General features: G+C 42.8%; 20 protein-coding genes. 7 read left to right on the top strand and 13 right to left on the bottom strand.

The genetic code is table 11. From position 1 onward, the window contains the following. Position 1: 1 nt before the first annotated feature. The 4 genes from F9K23_06350 to F9K23_06335 are packed head-to-tail and all read left to right on the top strand — an operon-like array spanning position 2 to position 2191. Positions 2-448 (top strand): ATP-binding protein, encoded by a 447-nt coding sequence (locus F9K23_06350; GenBank protein ID KAB2916817.1) that lies wholly within the window; start codon positions 2-4, stop codon positions 446-448. Continuing rightward, on the top strand, positions 438-1202 hold the full coding sequence (locus F9K23_06345) for a guanylyltransferase (GenBank protein ID KAB2916816.1): 765 nt from the start codon (positions 438-440) through the stop codon (positions 1200-1202). The genes F9K23_06350 and F9K23_06345 overlap by 11 nt, the downstream gene beginning before the upstream one ends. After that, the gene (locus F9K23_06340) at positions 1199-1954 is read left to right on the top strand and encodes a hypothetical protein (GenBank protein KAB2916815.1); all 756 of its coding nucleotides are present in this window, start codon (positions 1199-1201) and stop codon (positions 1952-1954) included. The genes F9K23_06345 and F9K23_06340 overlap by 4 nt, the downstream gene beginning before the upstream one ends. A 6-nt stretch (positions 1955-1960) precedes the next feature. After that, positions 1961-2191, top strand: a complete 231-nt coding sequence (locus F9K23_06335) for a hypothetical protein (protein KAB2916814.1) — start codon at positions 1961-1963, stop codon at positions 2189-2191. 7 nt (positions 2192-2198) lie between these two features. On the opposite strand, the gene F9K23_06330 is transcribed toward F9K23_06335, so the two are convergent. Further along, positions 2199-3626 (bottom strand): hypothetical protein, encoded by a 1428-nt coding sequence (locus F9K23_06330; protein ID KAB2916813.1) that lies wholly within the window; start codon positions 3624-3626, stop codon positions 2199-2201. Between the two features lie 264 nt (positions 3627-3890). Here F9K23_06330 and gyrB point away from each other — a divergent pair, with 264 nt between their 5' ends. Continuing rightward, positions 3891-5846, top strand: coding sequence for a DNA topoisomerase (ATP-hydrolyzing) subunit B (gene gyrB / locus F9K23_06325; protein KAB2916812.1), 1956 nt, complete (start codon positions 3891-3893; stop codon positions 5844-5846). A 194-nt stretch (positions 5847-6040) separates the two neighbouring features. Here gyrB and F9K23_06320 read toward each other — a convergent pair whose 3' ends face one another. The 6 genes from F9K23_06320 to F9K23_06295 form a co-directional block, all read right to left on the bottom strand. Then, the gene (locus F9K23_06320; protein ID KAB2916811.1) at positions 6041-6307 is read right to left on the bottom strand and encodes a hypothetical protein; all 267 of its coding nucleotides are present in this window, start codon (positions 6305-6307) and stop codon (positions 6041-6043) included. A 284-nt stretch (positions 6308-6591) separates the two neighbouring features. Further along, positions 6592-6894, bottom strand: coding sequence for a GIY-YIG nuclease family protein (locus tag F9K23_06315; GenBank protein ID KAB2916810.1), 303 nt, complete (start codon positions 6892-6894; stop codon positions 6592-6594). A 192-nt stretch (positions 6895-7086) separates the two neighbouring features. After that, positions 7087-8148, bottom strand: coding sequence for a dTDP-glucose 4,6-dehydratase (gene rfbB, locus F9K23_06310; protein ID KAB2916809.1), 1062 nt, complete (start codon positions 8146-8148; stop codon positions 7087-7089). An 8-nt stretch (positions 8149-8156) separates the two neighbouring features. Next, on the bottom strand, positions 8157-8993 hold the full coding sequence (locus F9K23_06305) for a hypothetical protein (protein KAB2916808.1): 837 nt from the start codon (positions 8991-8993) through the stop codon (positions 8157-8159). 11 nt (positions 8994-9004) lie between these two features. Further along, complete coding sequence (locus F9K23_06300) at positions 9005-10375, bottom strand: hypothetical protein (protein KAB2916807.1); 1371 nt, start codon at positions 10373-10375, stop codon at positions 9005-9007. Between the two features lie 9 nt (positions 10376-10384). After that, positions 10385-11395 carry a bifunctional oligoribonuclease/PAP phosphatase NrnA gene (locus F9K23_06295; GenBank protein KAB2916806.1) on the bottom strand — a complete coding sequence of 337 codons (1011 nt, stop codon included), beginning with the start codon at positions 11393-11395 and terminating at the stop codon, positions 10385-10387. Positions 11396-11467: 72 nt separating this feature from the next. Here F9K23_06295 and F9K23_06290 point away from each other — a divergent pair, with 72 nt between their 5' ends. Together F9K23_06290 and F9K23_06285 are read left to right on the top strand one after the other, a co-directional pair. Beyond that, positions 11468-11887: a nucleoside-diphosphate kinase gene (locus tag F9K23_06290; GenBank protein KAB2916805.1), complete on the top strand. Its 420-nt coding sequence runs from the start codon at positions 11468-11470 to the stop codon at positions 11885-11887. A 228-nt stretch (positions 11888-12115) separates the two neighbouring features. Next, complete coding sequence (locus tag F9K23_06285; protein ID KAB2916804.1) at positions 12116-12490, top strand: DUF1304 domain-containing protein; 375 nt, start codon at positions 12116-12118, stop codon at positions 12488-12490. 620 nt (positions 12491-13110) lie between these two features. On the opposite strand, the gene F9K23_06280 is transcribed toward F9K23_06285, so the two are convergent. The 6 genes from F9K23_06280 to F9K23_06255 all read right to left on the bottom strand — a co-directional run bounded on the left by F9K23_06280 (position 13111) and on the right by F9K23_06255 (position 16678). Continuing rightward, positions 13111-13557, bottom strand: a complete 447-nt coding sequence (locus F9K23_06280) for a DUF559 domain-containing protein (GenBank protein ID KAB2916803.1) — start codon at positions 13555-13557, stop codon at positions 13111-13113. Between the two features lie 192 nt (positions 13558-13749). Beyond that, positions 13750-14472 (bottom strand): class I SAM-dependent methyltransferase, encoded by a 723-nt coding sequence (locus F9K23_06275; protein KAB2916802.1) that lies wholly within the window; start codon positions 14470-14472, stop codon positions 13750-13752. 12 nt (positions 14473-14484) lie between these two features. Further along, on the bottom strand, positions 14485-15129 hold the full coding sequence (gene trmB / locus F9K23_06270) for a tRNA (guanosine(46)-N7)-methyltransferase TrmB (GenBank protein ID KAB2916801.1): 645 nt from the start codon (positions 15127-15129) through the stop codon (positions 14485-14487). Between the two features lie 19 nt (positions 15130-15148). After that, positions 15149-15328, bottom strand: a complete 180-nt coding sequence (locus F9K23_06265) for a hypothetical protein (protein KAB2916800.1) — start codon at positions 15326-15328, stop codon at positions 15149-15151. 157 nt (positions 15329-15485) lie between these two features. Continuing rightward, complete coding sequence (locus tag F9K23_06260; GenBank protein ID KAB2916799.1) at positions 15486-16415, bottom strand: RluA family pseudouridine synthase; 930 nt, start codon at positions 16413-16415, stop codon at positions 15486-15488. Then, positions 16382-16678 (bottom strand): antibiotic biosynthesis monooxygenase, encoded by a 297-nt coding sequence (locus tag F9K23_06255; protein KAB2916798.1) that lies wholly within the window; start codon positions 16676-16678, stop codon positions 16382-16384. Before F9K23_06255 ends, F9K23_06260 begins: the two co-directional genes overlap by 34 nt. Positions 16679-16700 lie beyond the last annotated feature (22 nt).

The raw sequence follows: 16700 nt of genomic DNA, 5'->3' as shown, positions 1-16700 counted from the left end.
TATGCAGGCAATACTATTTTGCGGTCTTCAGGCAACAGGAAAATCATCTTTCTTCAAAGAAAGATTTTTCCATACACATTTACGTATATCGCTTGATTTGCTCAAAACAAGAAACAGGGAAAACTTATTGTTAGAGTATTGTTTAAGTACACAAATGCCTTTTGTAGTAGATAATACAAACCCTACAGTAAAGGAGAGAGAGCTATATATAGGCAGGGCTAAGCAAAAATCCTACAGAGTGGTAGGGTATTACTTTCAATCAAAATTAGTTGATGCTTTACAAAGAAATGCTACCAGAGAGGGGAAGCAACGGATACCGGACGCAGGTTTGCGGGGCACATATTCAAAGCTTGAGACGCCTTCATTTGATGAGGGGTTTGATGAATTATATTACGTTGAATTAAAGAATAACGAATTTATTATATCGGATTGGAGTAATGAAGTTTGATGATTTAGATAAAAAGATGCGGGTATATGAAACCGCTCACGATGTATGTGTATTGCCGGATATGTATATTGTTGCAAGGATTGATGGCAGGGGATTTACCAAATTAACCAAAGAAACTCTTGAACTAGACGCCCCTTTTGACAGTAGGTTTAGGGACGCAATGGTTGCTACCGTTCAACACCTTATGGAGAGCGGGTTTAAAGTGATATATGGCTATACACAAAGCGATGAAATATCATTATTGTTTGACCTCGGGGACGCATCTTTTGGCAGGAAACATCGAAAAATAAACTCTATATTGGCTGGTGAAGCAAGTGCAAAATTCTCTTTACTGATGAATACACTGGCAACTTTTGATTGTAGGGTGTGCGAGTTTCCCAATGAGCAACTAGTGATAGATTATTTTAGATGGAGACATGAGGATGCGCATAGGAATGCACTTAATGCTCACTGCTATTGGATGTTGCGCGGGCAAAACAAAACAAAAAACGAAGCAACGAAGCAAATTGAGAGACTAACAACCGCCCAAAAGAATGAGCTGTTGTTTGATGGGGGAATAAACTTCAATACACTACCAAATTGGCAAAAAAGAGGCACTGGATTGTATTGGGAGGAATTTGAAAAGGAAGGTTATAATCCTAAAACTAAGGACAAAGTGGTCTCGATTAAGAAAAGGATTAAAGTTGATTTTGAGCTGCCAATGAAGGACGACTATAATAAATTTATAGGGAGTATTTTAACTGCGCAAAAATGAAAAACCTATTATTAGCATTCACTGCCGCACTGGTTTGGTCGGCTTGCAGCTATCAGGTGCAGGTATTAACCGTAAACGCTGATTTCGCCCAACAAGATACCTTACTGCGCTATAGCAACGATACGTTTGAAATAGTGTATAACACCTATGGCAAAAACGGACAACTATCGTTTATTGTGTTTAACAAATCAAATGTACCCTTGTACATAGACTGGAAACGTAGCGCGTTTATCCGTGGTATGCAAAAACAGGATTATTGGGACGGCGATATAATAATCAACACACAAACCACGGCCGACTATAATATTTCGTGGTTATCTGCGTATTCACAAAGAAAATACTATACCCAAGGCGTAATGACCCAACAGGAGCAGATAACTTTTATCCCGCCTCGTACAGCTGTTACAATGTCTAAATTCAATATCAGTCCTCCTATCCACGCCAAAGGCACGAATGAGAAAGTAGTAAGTAAAAGCTATAAAAAAAGGGGGACAACAAAGGTGCATGAGGTGGCATTTACCAAAGAAAACAGTCCGGTTAGTTTCAGAAACTTTCTAACGCTATCCCTTAAGCATGATTTCTCAGAGGAGTTTTATGTGGATCACCAATTTTGGGTATCTCAATCAGTAATAATGGCTAAAAAGCAATACGAGGGGATGCCAGTTTTGGTTGAAGATGCGGATGCAACTTACGTTGATTATGCATACCCGTATCGCAAGCCCAACAGCTATTTTACTTACTTTTCTAATTAATACACAATGGAAATTGTTAACCCATACGCATCCATTGTTTATACAATGGTATTTATAGGACTCATAATAGCGTTGTTCTTGTTTGCAGGTTATAAGTACCTTACTTTAGGTAAAGATATACATCCGCAAAAACTGTTTTGGTTGCGTATTACCCTTATAACAGTCTTTATAATTGCCATGTTGATAGTTTTGGCTTACATAGGTTTAATAGTAACCATTAAGTACGGGGGCTTTTAGCAACCCACTACTTAATCAATACTTTTTCGGTAAGCATGCGGTCTTTGTAGCGCACCTTTACAACGTATTCACCCGCAGGCTGGCCAAGGTAATAAAATGGGTGATAAAAGTACCCTTTCTTGTTCAGCGCAACCATTTGGCTACTTACAGATACCCCAGCTACGGTTTGCATTTCCACCTGCACACTGTCGCCTTCGGGGGCCGCCACCTTTGCAATCACATGCACCTTGCCGTTTAAGTAGTTGGGATAGGCATACAACTTTTCGGTGGTTTTATCCTCCATGCGGGTTCTGGTTTTTTGTTGCTCATGGCACTCACGGTAAGCTGCAATATATCGGTCGCCAAAAAACACATCCTCACTTGCATTTTGGTACACCTGATAGATAAACTCTTCAAAATTGGGAGTAAGTACCTCGCTACGGCCTACCAGCACCCGTTGTGTACTAAGCGGCAACGGCTCTATTTGTAGCGGCAAAATGGCATCGGTAACAGGGCGGGGTACAATCCAAAATACCTTTAAGCCGGGTACATCAAAATAGCTGTGTTGCCATGTTTTCAGCATTGCTTCCGCTTCATCCTTATACAAACCAGCAGCTACCAACGCATTTTTAAAGTTGGTTTTCACCCGTTCCACCGTCAATCCTTGCACCGCTTTGGGGTACATGGTTACCATCACTCCCTTGCCCATGCTGCCAGCCCACCAAATTTCAGCAGGGCCGTTCATAGGTTTGTGATATACCATCGCATACAAAACCTCATCGTTACTATTGTTATTAGTAATTGCAAACAAACCGTGCTCGTTAAAATAGGTTTTCATTTGCACCTCAAAATTGCCAATGCCTCTATAAAACAAGTACTTTTCAGTTTGGGCAAGGGTGTCTTTTGTAGTTATCAGGTTTGATTTTGTAGCCCTCGGGCTCATCCATACCGGATTGTTTAGTGCCGGTTCGGTATATTTTTCAGCAATGCCCGGTTTTTGTAAATGTCCGGCCCACTCAATAAATCCTTCTTGCGCACCGCCTGTAAAATCAATGGGTTTAGTACATTTAGTAATACCTTCGCTGCCCCCGCTGCGTTGCGGGTACCATTGGCTGATAAGCCCGCCCTTAAACCCAACTTTTACCTTCACATCCATTTCTTTGGGCGAATAAAAGTATAGCACTGGCGTTTCCATTTTCACGGTTACGTTTTTCAACTCGCAGTTTTTCGGGGTGATTATTTTGGCTTGAGAATCCGTAGCACCGCGCATATCCAAATTATATACAAAAGGAGGTAGTGCCTCTTCGTCAAGGTACAACCCTGTGAGTTGTTTTCCGCCCGAAGTGGTAAGCGAAGTAAAAGTACCCCATTCATGCACCGTAATAATGGAGTCGTTTTGTGCAAAAGCCCCCAAGAAACAAACTATTGAGAAGAAACTAAAAACCGTTTTTTTCATACCACGATAAAACCTGAGGCGAAAGGTAGAAAATTGCAGGGTATTTTAAGAAATGACCATCATAATTTTACACTTTACGGATATGGCATAAGTTTTCATAAGTACATTTCTAGCATAACATTTGCATGTATAGGGCGGTGCTATTACTGACTGCCAAAACATATCCACAAGCGCGTGGATAATTGGGTACTTAAAACCCTTGCAAACCTTTGAATATTCAGCGTTTAGAGGTATTTTTACAGACTATTTTTCAATAAAAGAGATATGAGTGAAGCAGCTATGGAAAAAAAAGATTACGGTGCCGATAATATTCAGGTACTTGAAGGTTTAGAAGCGGTGCGTAAGCGCCCTTCGATGTACATTGGCGATACCGGAGTAAGGGGATTGCACCACTTGGTATATGAAGTAGTAGATAACTCTATTGATGAGGCATTAGCAGGGTATTGCAAAAACATTTTTGTTACCATACATGAAAGCAACGCGATTACCGTACTTGATGACGGTCGCGGTATTCCTACAGGAATACACACAAAAGAAAACCGCAGCGCCCTTGAGGTGGTAATGACGGTATTGCACGCCGGTGGTAAGTTTGATAAAGATACATACAAAGTATCGGGCGGTTTGCACGGTGTGGGTGTTAGTTGCGTAAACGCACTAAGTACATTGTTGCGCGCCACTGTATATCGTGATGGTAAGATTTGGAGACAAGAATACAACGAGGGTAGACCCCAATACGATGTAAAAATAATCGGGGATACCGAAAAACGCGGTACTGAGGTTTATTTTGAACCCGATGGCTCAATTTTTACCAGTACAGAATATAATTTTGATACGCTGAGTGCCCGTATGCGTGAGCTTGCCTACCTAAATAGGGGCATACGCATTACCATCAGCGATGAGCGTGAAAAAGACGAAAACGGTACTGTAAAATCAGAAACCTTTTACTCAGAAGGAGGTTTGAAAGAATTTGTAGGCTACCTTGACGGTACCCGCGAAAAACTGATTCCGGAACCGATATATGTGGAAGGTGAAAAAGCAGGCGTGCCTGTTGAAGTAGCGTTGCAATACAACAACGGATACAGCGAAAACCTGCATTCGTATGTAAACAACATTAACACCATTGAGGGCGGTACACACGTTGCGGGTTTCCGCCGTGCGCTTACCCGTACCCTAAAAGCATACGCCGATAAAGAAGGCTTGCTTAAAAACGTAAAATTTGAAATTAGCGGGGATGACTTCCGCGAAGGTTTAACCGGTGTTATCTCAGTAAAAGTGGCTGAACCTCAATTTGAAGGTCAGACCAAAACCAAACTGGGTAATAACGAGGTGATGGGAGCTGTTGACCAATGTGTGGGCGATATGCTGAACAATTACCTTGAGGAAAACCCCAAAGAAGCCCGTATTATTATTAATAAAGTGGTGTTGGCAGCTACTGCCCGTCATGCGGCCCGTAAAGCCCGCGAAATGGTACAACGTAAAGGTGCTATGAGTGGTGCAGGTTTGCCCGGTAAATTATCAGACTGTGCAGAATCGGACCCCGGAAAATGTGAGATATTTTTGGTTGAGGGTGATTCAGCAGGCGGTACAGCTAAACAAGGCCGTAACCGTAACTTCCAAGCAATTTTACCCTTGCGTGGTAAGATTTTGAACGTTGAAAAAGCCCTTGAACATAAGATTTACGAGAACGAGGAGATAAAGAATATGTTTACAGCGTTGGGCGTAACCATTGGTACTCCCGACGATGAAAAGGCACTGAATATTGAGAAGCTGCGTTATCATAAAGTGATTATTATGACGGATGCTGACGTGGACGGTAGCCACATCCGTACACTGATATTGACCTTCTTCTTCCGTTACATGAAGGCGTTGGTTGATTTTGGGCATATTTACATTGCAACTCCACCGCTATACCTTGTGAAAAAAGGTAAAGAAGAGCGTTACTGCTGGACTGAGACTGAACGCGAAGCTGCGGTGCGCGAAATAGCCAAAGACGGTAAGCTGGAAAGCGTGAACGTGCAACGTTACAAAGGTTTGGGTGAGATGAACGCTGAACAGTTGTGGGAAACTACCATGAACCCTGAAAAACGTACCTTGAAAAGGGTTACTTTGGAAAGTGTTGCAGAGGCCGACCACATTTTCAGTATGTTGATGGGTGATGAAGTACCCCCCCGCCGTGAGTTTATTGAAAGCCACGCTAAGTACGCTAAGATTGATGCCTAATTATCAGGTTATCAGAAATTAGTTAATCCGTATAAAACTAAAACCCCGTTGCTCATCAGTAGCAACGGGGTTTTTTATTTGCTTCTTTTCACAAATGCCTTCGCAACCGCTTTACCTTACGCCTGCCAAGAGTGCGGTTGACTTGTCCTGAGCCTGCCGAAGGAGTGCGGTTGGTTGTTGTCATTCACAATTTTTTAGTGGATAGATTCCCGCCTGCGAGGGAATGACGGAATGCTATCAGCACCCACCCTGTCTTTCTGAGCGATAGCGAAGAACCTTATTACAACTGTGTTAACAAAGCGAGATAAGATGCTTCCTTCGTCAGCATGACAGCGGTAAGTGCGGCAGCAAAGTCCTGAGCTTTCCAAAAGAGTGCGGTTGCTAAATCCTGAGCTTGCCGAAGGGTGCGGCTGCAAAGTCCTGAGCCTGTCGAAGGAGTGCGGTTGGTTGTTATCATACACAACTTTTTAGTGGATAGATTCCCGCCTGCGCGGGAATGACGGAATGCTATCAGTACCCTCCCTGTCTTTCTGAGCGATAGCGAAGAACCTTATTACAACTGTGTTAACAAAACTGGATAAGATGCTTCCCTCGTCAGCATGACAGCGGCAAGTGCGGCGACAAAGTCCTGAGCTTTCCAAAAGAGTGCGGCTGCCCTGTCCTGAGCCTGCCGAAGAGTACGCGGCAAAGTTCTGAACTTGCCGAAGGAGTGCGGCTGGCGTGACTCAATTAGCTCTCCATGATTTTACAGTTTTAGAAATTGGGTATAGTTTTTTGATAAGCGTTCTAAACGCTCATAGCTCTCAGCAATCAAAGCCTGCTTTTTAGCCCTGCTCCAACCTTTCAACTGTTTTTCACGCAAAGTAGCCTGTAGCTTGGTTGCGTAATATTCAAAATATAACAACCTAACAGGTCTGCGACTAAATGTATAACCACGTTCGTACTTGCCATTTTGGTGTTCGGCAAGCCGTCTCTCAACATCTGTTGTAAACCCAATATAATAGGAGTTATCCGCGCATCGTAATATGTAAACAACGTATTGTTTCATAGCCGTTAATACGCAGTTATTGGTAATTGTAAATCTTAGCCAGCCGCACTCCTTCGACAGGCTCAGGACAGGGCAGCCGCACTTGCCGCTGTCATGCCGACGAAGGAAGCATTTTATCCAGTTTTGTTAACACAGTTGTAATAAGGTTCTTCGCTATCGCTCAGAAAGACATTAAAGCGGTCTCTCTGTATCTTATCGAGAAGAGTACATCTTCTCGTAATAGTTCATGTAATCACCACTGGTAATTTCTTCCATCCATTGTTTGTTGGCAAGGTACCAATCAATGGTTTTTTCAATCCCTTCTTCAAACTGTAATGATGGTTGCCAGCCCAGTTCGTTCATTATTTTATGGGCTTCAATCGCATAACGAAGGTCATGGCCGGCACGGTCGGTAACGTAGGTAATCAGCTTTTCAGCCGTACCTTCAGGATTGCCTTGTTTCTTATCCATCACGCGGCAAATCACCTTCACCAAATCAATGTTTTTCCACTCGTTAAAACCGCCGATGTTATAAGTTTCACCCATTTTTCCATGGTGAAATACCACATCAATAGCGCGGGCGTGGTCAACCACGTACAACCAATCGCGTACGTTTTCACCCTTACCGTAAATGGGCAATGGCTTATTGTTAAGAATGTTGTTAATACAAAGGGGTATCAGTTTTTCAGGAAACTGGTTAGGGCCGTAGTTATTGCTGCAATTAGTAATTACAATCGGCAGTTTGTAGGTATTGTTATAGGCACGTACAAAATGGTCGCTGCTGGCTTTTGAAGCAGAGTAGGGCGATTGCGGGTCGTAGGCGGTAGTCTCGTAAAAAAATCCACCTTCATCTAACGAGCCGTATACCTCATCCGTACTAATATGGTAAAACAGTTTGCTTTCCATACCGTCGGTTTTCCATACATCGCGGGCAGCGTTCAACAAATTAACCGTACCAATTACATTCGTATTCACAAAATCCAAAGGATGCGTAATAGAGCGGTCAACGTGCGATTCGGCAGCCAAATGCAGTACCCCGTCAAAACGATGTTCTTCAAACAAACGTTTCATGGCTTCCCCGTCAACAATATCAGCTTTTACAAACGTGTAGTTAGGGCTGTTTTCAATATCCGTCAGGTTTTTAAGGTTGCCTGCGTAAGTAAGTTTATCAAGGTTAAAAATTTGGTAGTTAGGGTATTTGTTTACAAACAACCTCACTACGTGTGAGCCTATAAAGCCGGCACCACCGGTTATCAATATTTTTTTATCAGCCATAAAAGGTATTAATCAACAGAAATCAGTTCAACATCAAATATAAGGGTACTATTGGGCGGTATCAAGCCCTCTTTTTTATCACCGTAACCCAATTTAGGCGGAATGATAAAGCGGAATTTATCACCGGTTTTCATCAAACGTATGCCCTCATCCCAACCTGCAATTACATGGGCGTTTGCCAGTATAAATTTAAACGTATGCCCCGTAGGGTACGAAGCATCAAAAACGCTGCCGTCTTCAAAATAGCCTGTGTAATGCACCTCTACCGTACGCCCGTTGTAGGCTTGATCGCCTTCGGGGTTATCGTGCGCTATTATGTATTTCAACCCGCTTTTTAGCTTTATGGTGTCTTTACCGATAATATTAAACGGAGGCGGTATTTTGGTTTGTTTATCATCAACCACCACTACATCGGGGGGTAATTCATCATAAGTGCCTAACACCAAAAAACGTATTTGAAGCGGGAATGGCTTAAAAGGCTGGGTAGGTAAAAACGCCTGCCAGTATTTTACAACTGTTGTATCGGGGATGTTTATGCGCACATCGTCGCCCACTTTAAGCAAGCGTAGGGTGTTTATCCATGCCTGTTTCCAGGGGTCGTCAACTAACGAAATTACTTGAGCGCTGCCTTGTTTATAGGTGTTTTTAATCTCAACACCTTGTTGGGTTTTTATTACAAAATGGCAATTGGCAAATTTTTTTCCGGCAAGGCTAAGGCCTGAGCCGTGTTCTTTAAAAACTACCTGTATGCCAGCACTGCCGCTGATAGTATCTTGAGCAAAAAAAGGCAGGCTACTGAGCAGCAACCCGAGGGTTAGTAGTAGCCTGCCTTTTTTAAGTATCATAGAGATTTTAATTAGTTACCATGTTGGGGAGCAGCACCTTTGGGAGCTTCTTTTGAAATGTCTAACAATTCAAGCTCAACCATTACAGGAGTGAAGGGAGGTATTGCACCGCCGCCTTGGCTGCCTTGGAAGTACTCAGATGCACAAACAAAACGGGCAGTGCCGCTTTTCTTCATTTTCAGCATTACTTCGTACATAGCAGGAGGCAACATGTTTTTGCTTAACGGACCATTTACAGGAGGGTTTTCCATAGTAAGGTCAGCAATTGCTTTACCGTCCAAATCAAACGCACGTACTTTTACGCTGATGTTATCGCCTTCCATTGGCAAACCGCCAATACCGGCATTCTCAATCACGTAATGTACTGTACCTTCACCAATGGTTAGTTTTTGAAGGTTTTTGTAGTTTTTCTTCTTTAAGAAAGATGAAATTTTTTGAGCTTCTTCGGCTTTCAGTTTCTTTTCTTTCTCTTCGCGTTCTTTTTGTATTTGCTCAGCAGTTTTAATGCTGTTCAACTCCATTTCAAAAATAAGCGGGGTGTTTGGACCTATCGGACCAGCACCTTCTTTACCATAAGCAAGGCTTGAGGGTACAAACAGCATCCATTTTTCGCCTACTTTAATCTTATCAACTACTTCCATCCAGCCTGCAATAGCACCGCCTTGGCCAACTGCTACCGTAAAGGCTTCTTTGCCAATGTTACTGTCAAACTCTTTACCGTCTAAGAATGTACCACGGTAGAAGAACCCTGCAACATCACCATTTATAGCAGTTTTGCCGGTGGTTTCTTTCATTTTCACATACATCAAACCGCTAGGAGTACGCTGTAATTTATCAGCAACACCATACATTTTAGCAGCTTGCTCAAGTTGTTTAGTTTCAGCTACCAATACTTTTTGAGCTTCTTCTACTTCTTTTTGCTTTTTATCAGCTTGTTCTTTATCAAAAGTTTCTTTGCTTTTGCTGGCTACTACTGCTACAGTAATGGTAATTTCTTCACCTGCTTTTACAAACGGAGGCATTGTGCCGCGAGCTGTTTTAGAGAAGAATGAATCAGCCACTACTTTAAACTGAACGCTATCACCGCCTTTTAGCAAAGCAAGACCGCCAAACAAACATCCATCGTAAGTAGGAGGAGGCACCAACATTTCAGTTGGCAAAGCTCCATTTTGGTAAGTGCTGTTGATTAATGAATCGGTAGCACTTTTAATTACGAAATGGAATTTTAAGTACCCGCCTTCACCGGCTACTTCGCTGGTGTCAGATTCTACAAGGTACATATATTTCAGACCTTCGTCGGTGGTTCTAAAACCTTTGTTACAAGCACTTGTAACAACAATAAGCAGTGCTGCAAAAAGGCCTGCAAGGGTGTTAATTTTCATTTATGCGGTTTAAGTTAAATATTCTTTGTAGCTAACAATTGCGTTTTTAAACTTGGCAACGGTTTCTTCTAACGACAGGCTTGATTGTCCGCCTGCTGCGCTAAAGTGGCCGCCGCCTTCAAAAAACTCACGGGCAAATTTATTGGCAGGGAAACGTCCCTTGCCTCTAAAACTCATCTTCACCAACACAGTACGGTCAACTATCAACACGGCCAACTCGATGCCCTTAATACTCAGGCCAAAGTTAACCAATCCTTCGGTATCACCCGTTTTTATGTTGTATTGTTTCAACTCTTCGGCAGTAACTGTTATTATTACTGTGTTCAATCCTTCCAGCACTTCCATTTTGTTGCTAAGGATATAGCCTACAAATTGCCAACGCGATGCCGTGAAACTATCAAAAATGTGGTTGTGTATTTTCCAGTGCTCAACACCGGTTTCCAACAATTCAGCCGCAATGCGGTGGGTGTTGGGTTTAACACTATCAAAACGGAAAGAACCTGTATCGGTCATAATACCAGCATACAAGCATCCGGCAATGTCTTTATCTACGTGCTCTTTACCGCCAAAATCAACAATAAAGCGGTATATCAACTCAGCGGTAGAGCTGGCAGTAGTGTCCCAAAGGTCAATATCTTCAAAACCTTCTTTTTCAAGATGGTGGTCAATAAGCACTTTTACCGCTTTGCTTTCACGCACATCGTTACCAAACTCGTTAATACGTTTTAAAGAGTTAAAATCAAGGCAGAAGATGATATCGGCGTTCAATGCAAAATCGCGGCATTTTTCAGGATGAAACTCGTACACAAAAACTTTTTCTTCGCCCGGCATCCAGTTTAAAAACGAAGGATAATCAGTAGGCGAGATAACAGTGGTGAAGTACCCCAGCTTTTTGAAAAAGTTATACAAGGCCAGCGATGAGCCTAATGCGTCGGCATCGGGTTTGTGGTGGGTGGTGATAACAATGCGCGGCGAGCGCGTTTTTTCTAGAATTTCTTTTACCCTCGATGCGGCGTTCACGTAATTTTAAATTTGGCGCAAATGTCGCTAAAATGAAGATTAAATCATAATTTCGCGGAAAATTTAAGAAGAATGGCTACCAACCAGACATTTACAATGATTAAGCCTGATGGCGTGAAGAACGGCCACATAGGCAACATTTTGAACAAGATTACTGAAGCCGGCTTTGCTATCAAAGCCATGAAGTACACCTACCTTACCCCTGAAAGGGCCGGACAATTTTACGAGGTGCATAAAGAACGCTCTTTTTACAAAGAGTTGGTTGATTTTATGAGCAGCGGACCTATTGTAGCTGCAATTTTGGAAAAAGACAACGCAGTTGAAGATTTCCGTAAGCTAATTGGCGCCACTGACCCTCAAAAAGCTGAACCCGGTACTATCCGTAACCTGTATGCAAAAAGCATTGATGCTAACGCAATACACGGTAGCGATAGCGACGAAAATGCCGCTATTGAAGGTAATTTCTTCTTCTCACAACTAGAGAGGTTTTAATTTAAGGCTTTTGCCTTTTTAAGATACTAAGCACCCCACAAGGGTGCTTTTTTATTTTAAAGTGTTTATAAAAGGCGTTGTCGGTTGACAATTAGGCTTTTATGAAGGGCATCAAAAAAAGTGAAGGCGTGATTTAGTAGGGTAGCTTATTGATTTGATTTTCAATATGTTTCTGTTAGCTCAGGGCAAAAGATATTTTGTAAATTTGTTTCAATAATCAATGTATTTATGGAAGGAACCGTAGGAATTATTGCAAAAATAATTGTTGGAGCAGTAGCACTTGAGCACTTGTACATTTTATGGATTGAAATGTTTGCTTGGGAAACCAAAGGCAAAAAAACATTCAAGTCCTTGCCGGAACATTTATTTCACGACACAAAAGGATTAGCTGCTAATCAAGGGCTTTATAACGGTTTTTTGGCTGCGGGTCTTATTTGGTCGCTACTCATCACAGATAGTATATGGCAACATAATATTGCATTATTTTTCCTTGGCTGTATTATTGTGGCTGCAATTTTCGGAGCCATTTCAGCCGATAAGAGTATATTTTTCAAACAAGGAGTTCCGGCATTGGTCGGATTCATACTTGTCTTGATGGCGTAAAGTCTTTACGCAATAATCACCACGCTCGAAGGAGCAAACTTTTTGAGTAGCGTTTTCGATTGTTAAGATTCGTTCGTTCTCCTAAGCGGGTCGGGGCTTGATTACACTTTTTGACTTACTTCTGTTTTCCTCCTCCTAAATCCTCCTCCCGAGGAGGACATTGGGGTGCAAACCGTATTCAAAATTTCCTTGGGTATCAAACACTTATTCGACGTTCATTGTCCTCCGCAGTCGGGGCTTGATTTCACTTTTTGACTTACTTCTGTTTTCCTCCTCCTAAATCCTCCTCCCGAGGATGACATTGGGGTGCAAACCGTATTCAAAATTTCCTTGGGAATCATATACTTGTTCGACGTTCATTGTCCCCCGTAGCCGAGAGCTTGATTTCACTTTTTGACTTACTTCTGTTTTCCTCCTCCTAAATCCTCCTCCCGAGGAGGACATTGGGGTGCCAACCGTATTCAAAATTCCCTTGGGTATCACATACTTGTTCGACGTTCATTGTCCCCCGCAGTCGGGGCTTGATTTCACTTTTTGACTTGCTTCTGTTTTCTTCCTCCTGAATCCTCCTCCCGAGGAGGACATTGGGGTGCAAACCGTATTCAAAATTTCCTTGGGTATCAAACACTTGTTCGACGTTGATTGTCCCCCGCAGGCGGGGGTAGGGGGTGGAAAATCCGGGTTTCATTATCCTCAATCCATCGTTCGATATACAATGCAACGTTATTAATATCGTTAAGTACTTCATTATCCGTAAATCGTATTAATGTAAATCCAAGTCTTTCCAGTTCTTGTTGCTTAACGATATCCTTTCGATAAACATAATCTCTTGTATGTGTCCACCCGTCTACCTCAATTACCAATTTTAACTCCTTGCACATAAAATCAGCTATGTAAGTTGAAACAGGTCGCTGCCGTCTGAATAGATACCCTTTCATTTTCCTTGCACGCAAAACATACTTCCATAAGCAGGCTTCAGCTTTGGTCATGTTCTTCCTTAGTGAGTTAGCAAAAGGCTTCAGTTTTTTGTTGTAAGCATAGTTGTTTGTTTTATCAGCTATTTTCATAGCCGTTTATTTCGTTTTATTGACGGATTGTAAATGAAGATTGTGAATTATGTTGAAACTCAATAACCTCCTCCTAAATCCTCCTCTCGAGGAGGACATTGGGGAGCAAGCTTTATTCAAAATTTCTGCTGGTATCTAAACTTGCCCGACGTTCCATGTCCCCCCGGAGTCGGGGTAGATAGTATCGGAAAGCTATCCCTTTTTAGCCACGCAATACCACATACGGTTGATGTTTTCAGTGGTATCAATAGTGAAGCCGGCTTTTTCAAGCAATTCATCCACCAATGCCCTGTCAAGGCGTAGTTTGTAGTACGAACTTGCCGACTGTTTCCAGCCTTTCCCGTCTTTTTGGTGCAATATATCAGTCACCCGAACCCTATCGGCAAAATACTCTAAGAAACAGGTGTGTATTTGGTTTTCATCACTACGTACGGGGATAAACCGTTGTTCATCAGTAAGTGCAACGCCGTAATCACGGTACGAAACAATAAATTTCCCCCGTTTTTCAAGCCGCTCGTATACATCTTTAAAAAATTGCAACAGCACTTCAACCGATGGCAGGTGGGCAATGGTATCGCCCATACAAACAGCCAACCCGGCTGTGAGTATGCGGGTTTTAAACTTGGTGAAATCGTCTTCTATAACATCTATATCCAGCCCGCCCTTATTGCTTTTAAGTTCTTGCAGTAATTGCTTGTTAAAATCAATAGCTACCACACTAAAACCCAAATTGGCCAGCGAAACAGCATGCAAACCGTGCCCGCAACCCAAATCAACCGCAATGTTGTTTTTAGGGGGCTTTATTTTAAACTGTTTAAAGATGGCTTGCTGTGCTTGCTGCTGGGCAGCAAAATCGCCGGCCATCCAACTGTAAAAGTTGCCCAAATGGCTGTCGTAGTGGTGTTTTACGCTCACAGTGTTTTGCTTTTAATGCAGCACAAACTGCACATACTTAATTACCTCACCTTTTTCGGTAAATATCTTTTCGTAAGTGGTTTTAATGGATAGGTAATCATCCAAAAACGGTGCTTTGTACAAATCGGCAGTGTTGCGTATCACAGGCAGGCAAAGCTCTTCTATCACTTCCATTGTAAACTCGTACAAGGGTGTGTTATCTGTTTTTAGGTGTATAGTGCCGCCTTTACGTAAAATGTTTTTGTAAAGGTTAAGAAAACGAGGGTGAGTAAGACGTTTCTTGGCACGGCTCAGTTGGGGCTGCGGGTCGGGGAAGGTAATCCATATCTCGCTCACCTCTTCAGGGGCAAAGTATTGGTCAATCTTTTCAATGTCGGTGCGCAAAAATGCTGCATTGCCCATTCCTGCGTCCAACGCCAGTTTAGCCCCGTTATACATACGGTGGCCTTTAATATCTACTCCAATAAAATTTTTTTTGGGGAAAGCCTTGCCCAAATTCACCGTGTACTCGCCCTTGCCGCAAGCAAGCTCAAGCACAATGGGATTGTTGTTTTTAAATACCTTTTCGCCCCAAGTGCCTTGCATCCCTTCGGGGAATTGAAACACGTGCGGAAAGGTGAGCAGTAAATCCCAGCGTTTTAATTTATTCTTACCCATTTTGCTGCGAAATAACTAATTAACGTGTATTTGACGAAAGAATATTTTGTACTTGGTAGGGAAGACGGGTATAAAGCCCGTCGCTATTGTAGGGTTGCATCCCGAATGGTTTAAAACCATTCGGGATGTTCATCGCAAAAGCCCTGAATTTTATATTCAGGGTAATATTGGGGCAAACGCCGTGTTTTTTGTGCTGCAAACTCTCAATAACGGCAGGTTTTATACCTGTCGAACCCCGATGGGCATCTCATCCCCCCGACGGGCATAAAGCCCGCCGCTATTGTAGGGGTGCATCGCGAATGGTTTTAAACCATTCGCGATGTTACATCGCAAAAGCCCTGGATTTTATATTCAGGTTATACCGTAAAAGGCATAGCTGCCTCAAATTGAAGCGGGTTTCCGTTTTCACCATTAAAGCGGAGTAAATGAGCATGCAACATTAAACGGGGTTCGGTTACCTCGTAATTGAGGGGCGGGTAACGTTTATCGCCCACAATGGGGTGGCCGGTAAATTGCAAATGGATGCGTATTTGGTTGGTGCGGCCGGTTTCCAACACACATTCAAGCAAAGAGGTATCCGTATTGCGGCTAAGAACGGTGTAATGGGTAATAGCTTCTTTGCCGTGGCTACCGTCAGGGTAAGCACGTATGTCTAAATGATTATCGGGATTGCGACCGATAGGAATATTCACCGTGCCTTCATCAGCACTTACAATGCCATGCACCAATGCGGTGTACTTACGTAATGCAACCTTTTCCCTGAACTGGGGAATAAGTAATTCCCTGCCTTCAATGGTTTTGGCTACCACAATCAAGCCCGAAGTATGTTTATCCAAACGATGTACTAAGCCGTTTTCCAGCTCGGTAGTTTGCACCGTGCTTTGGTAGTAATAGGCCAAGGCATTTAATAAAGTCCCGTAATAGGTGCCCAATCCCCCGTGGCAGGCCATGCCGGATGGCTTGTTAATCACAATCCAATGTGGGCTTTCGGCAATTATTTCAAGGGGAATGTTTTCGGCAAATATTTTTTCGTGAGAGGTATAGGGCGATAAGATTTTTATCACGTCCCCGTTTTTCACCAAATCCTCCTCATTGGGTTGCGCATCATTCAGCAGTAACCAGTTTTTATGAAACAGCAATAACACCCGCTCTTTTTTAAACCCCCTGCGGTTGTGTAGCAGGTATTGCTCTAATCCCTTTGGGCGAGCAAGGTTTTCAACAACAATGGTTTCGCGGATGTGCATCGGGGTGTTTATTTCAGGCTGTGCAGCACGTCCACCGTCCAAGCCTCCGGTTTACCGGCAAACAACACTTTGGTGCGTGCCCAGGTGGTAGCAAACAATTCAGAGTGTCGATACGTTTCAAGGTTTTCCTCAGCATTCCAGCGGCTGTAGGTAAAAAACACATTACCATCGGGTTTTTCGCGCAGCAACTCAAGGTATTGGCAGCCTTCAAAGTTGCGTATCAACTCTTTTGATTCTTCAAACACCTGCAAAAAATCCTGCGTGGCATCCGGCCTAAACGTCATTTTAACTATACGGGTAATCATATCCTAAAAAACACTCTCTGAT

It is taken from the genome of Bacteroidota bacterium, assembly GCA_008933805.1.
Lineage (GTDB): Bacteria > Bacteroidota > Bacteroidia > UBA8524 > UBA8524 > SB11.
Note: the sequence above shows the minus strand (reverse complement) of the source record. Positions and strands in the feature narration are given on the sequence as shown.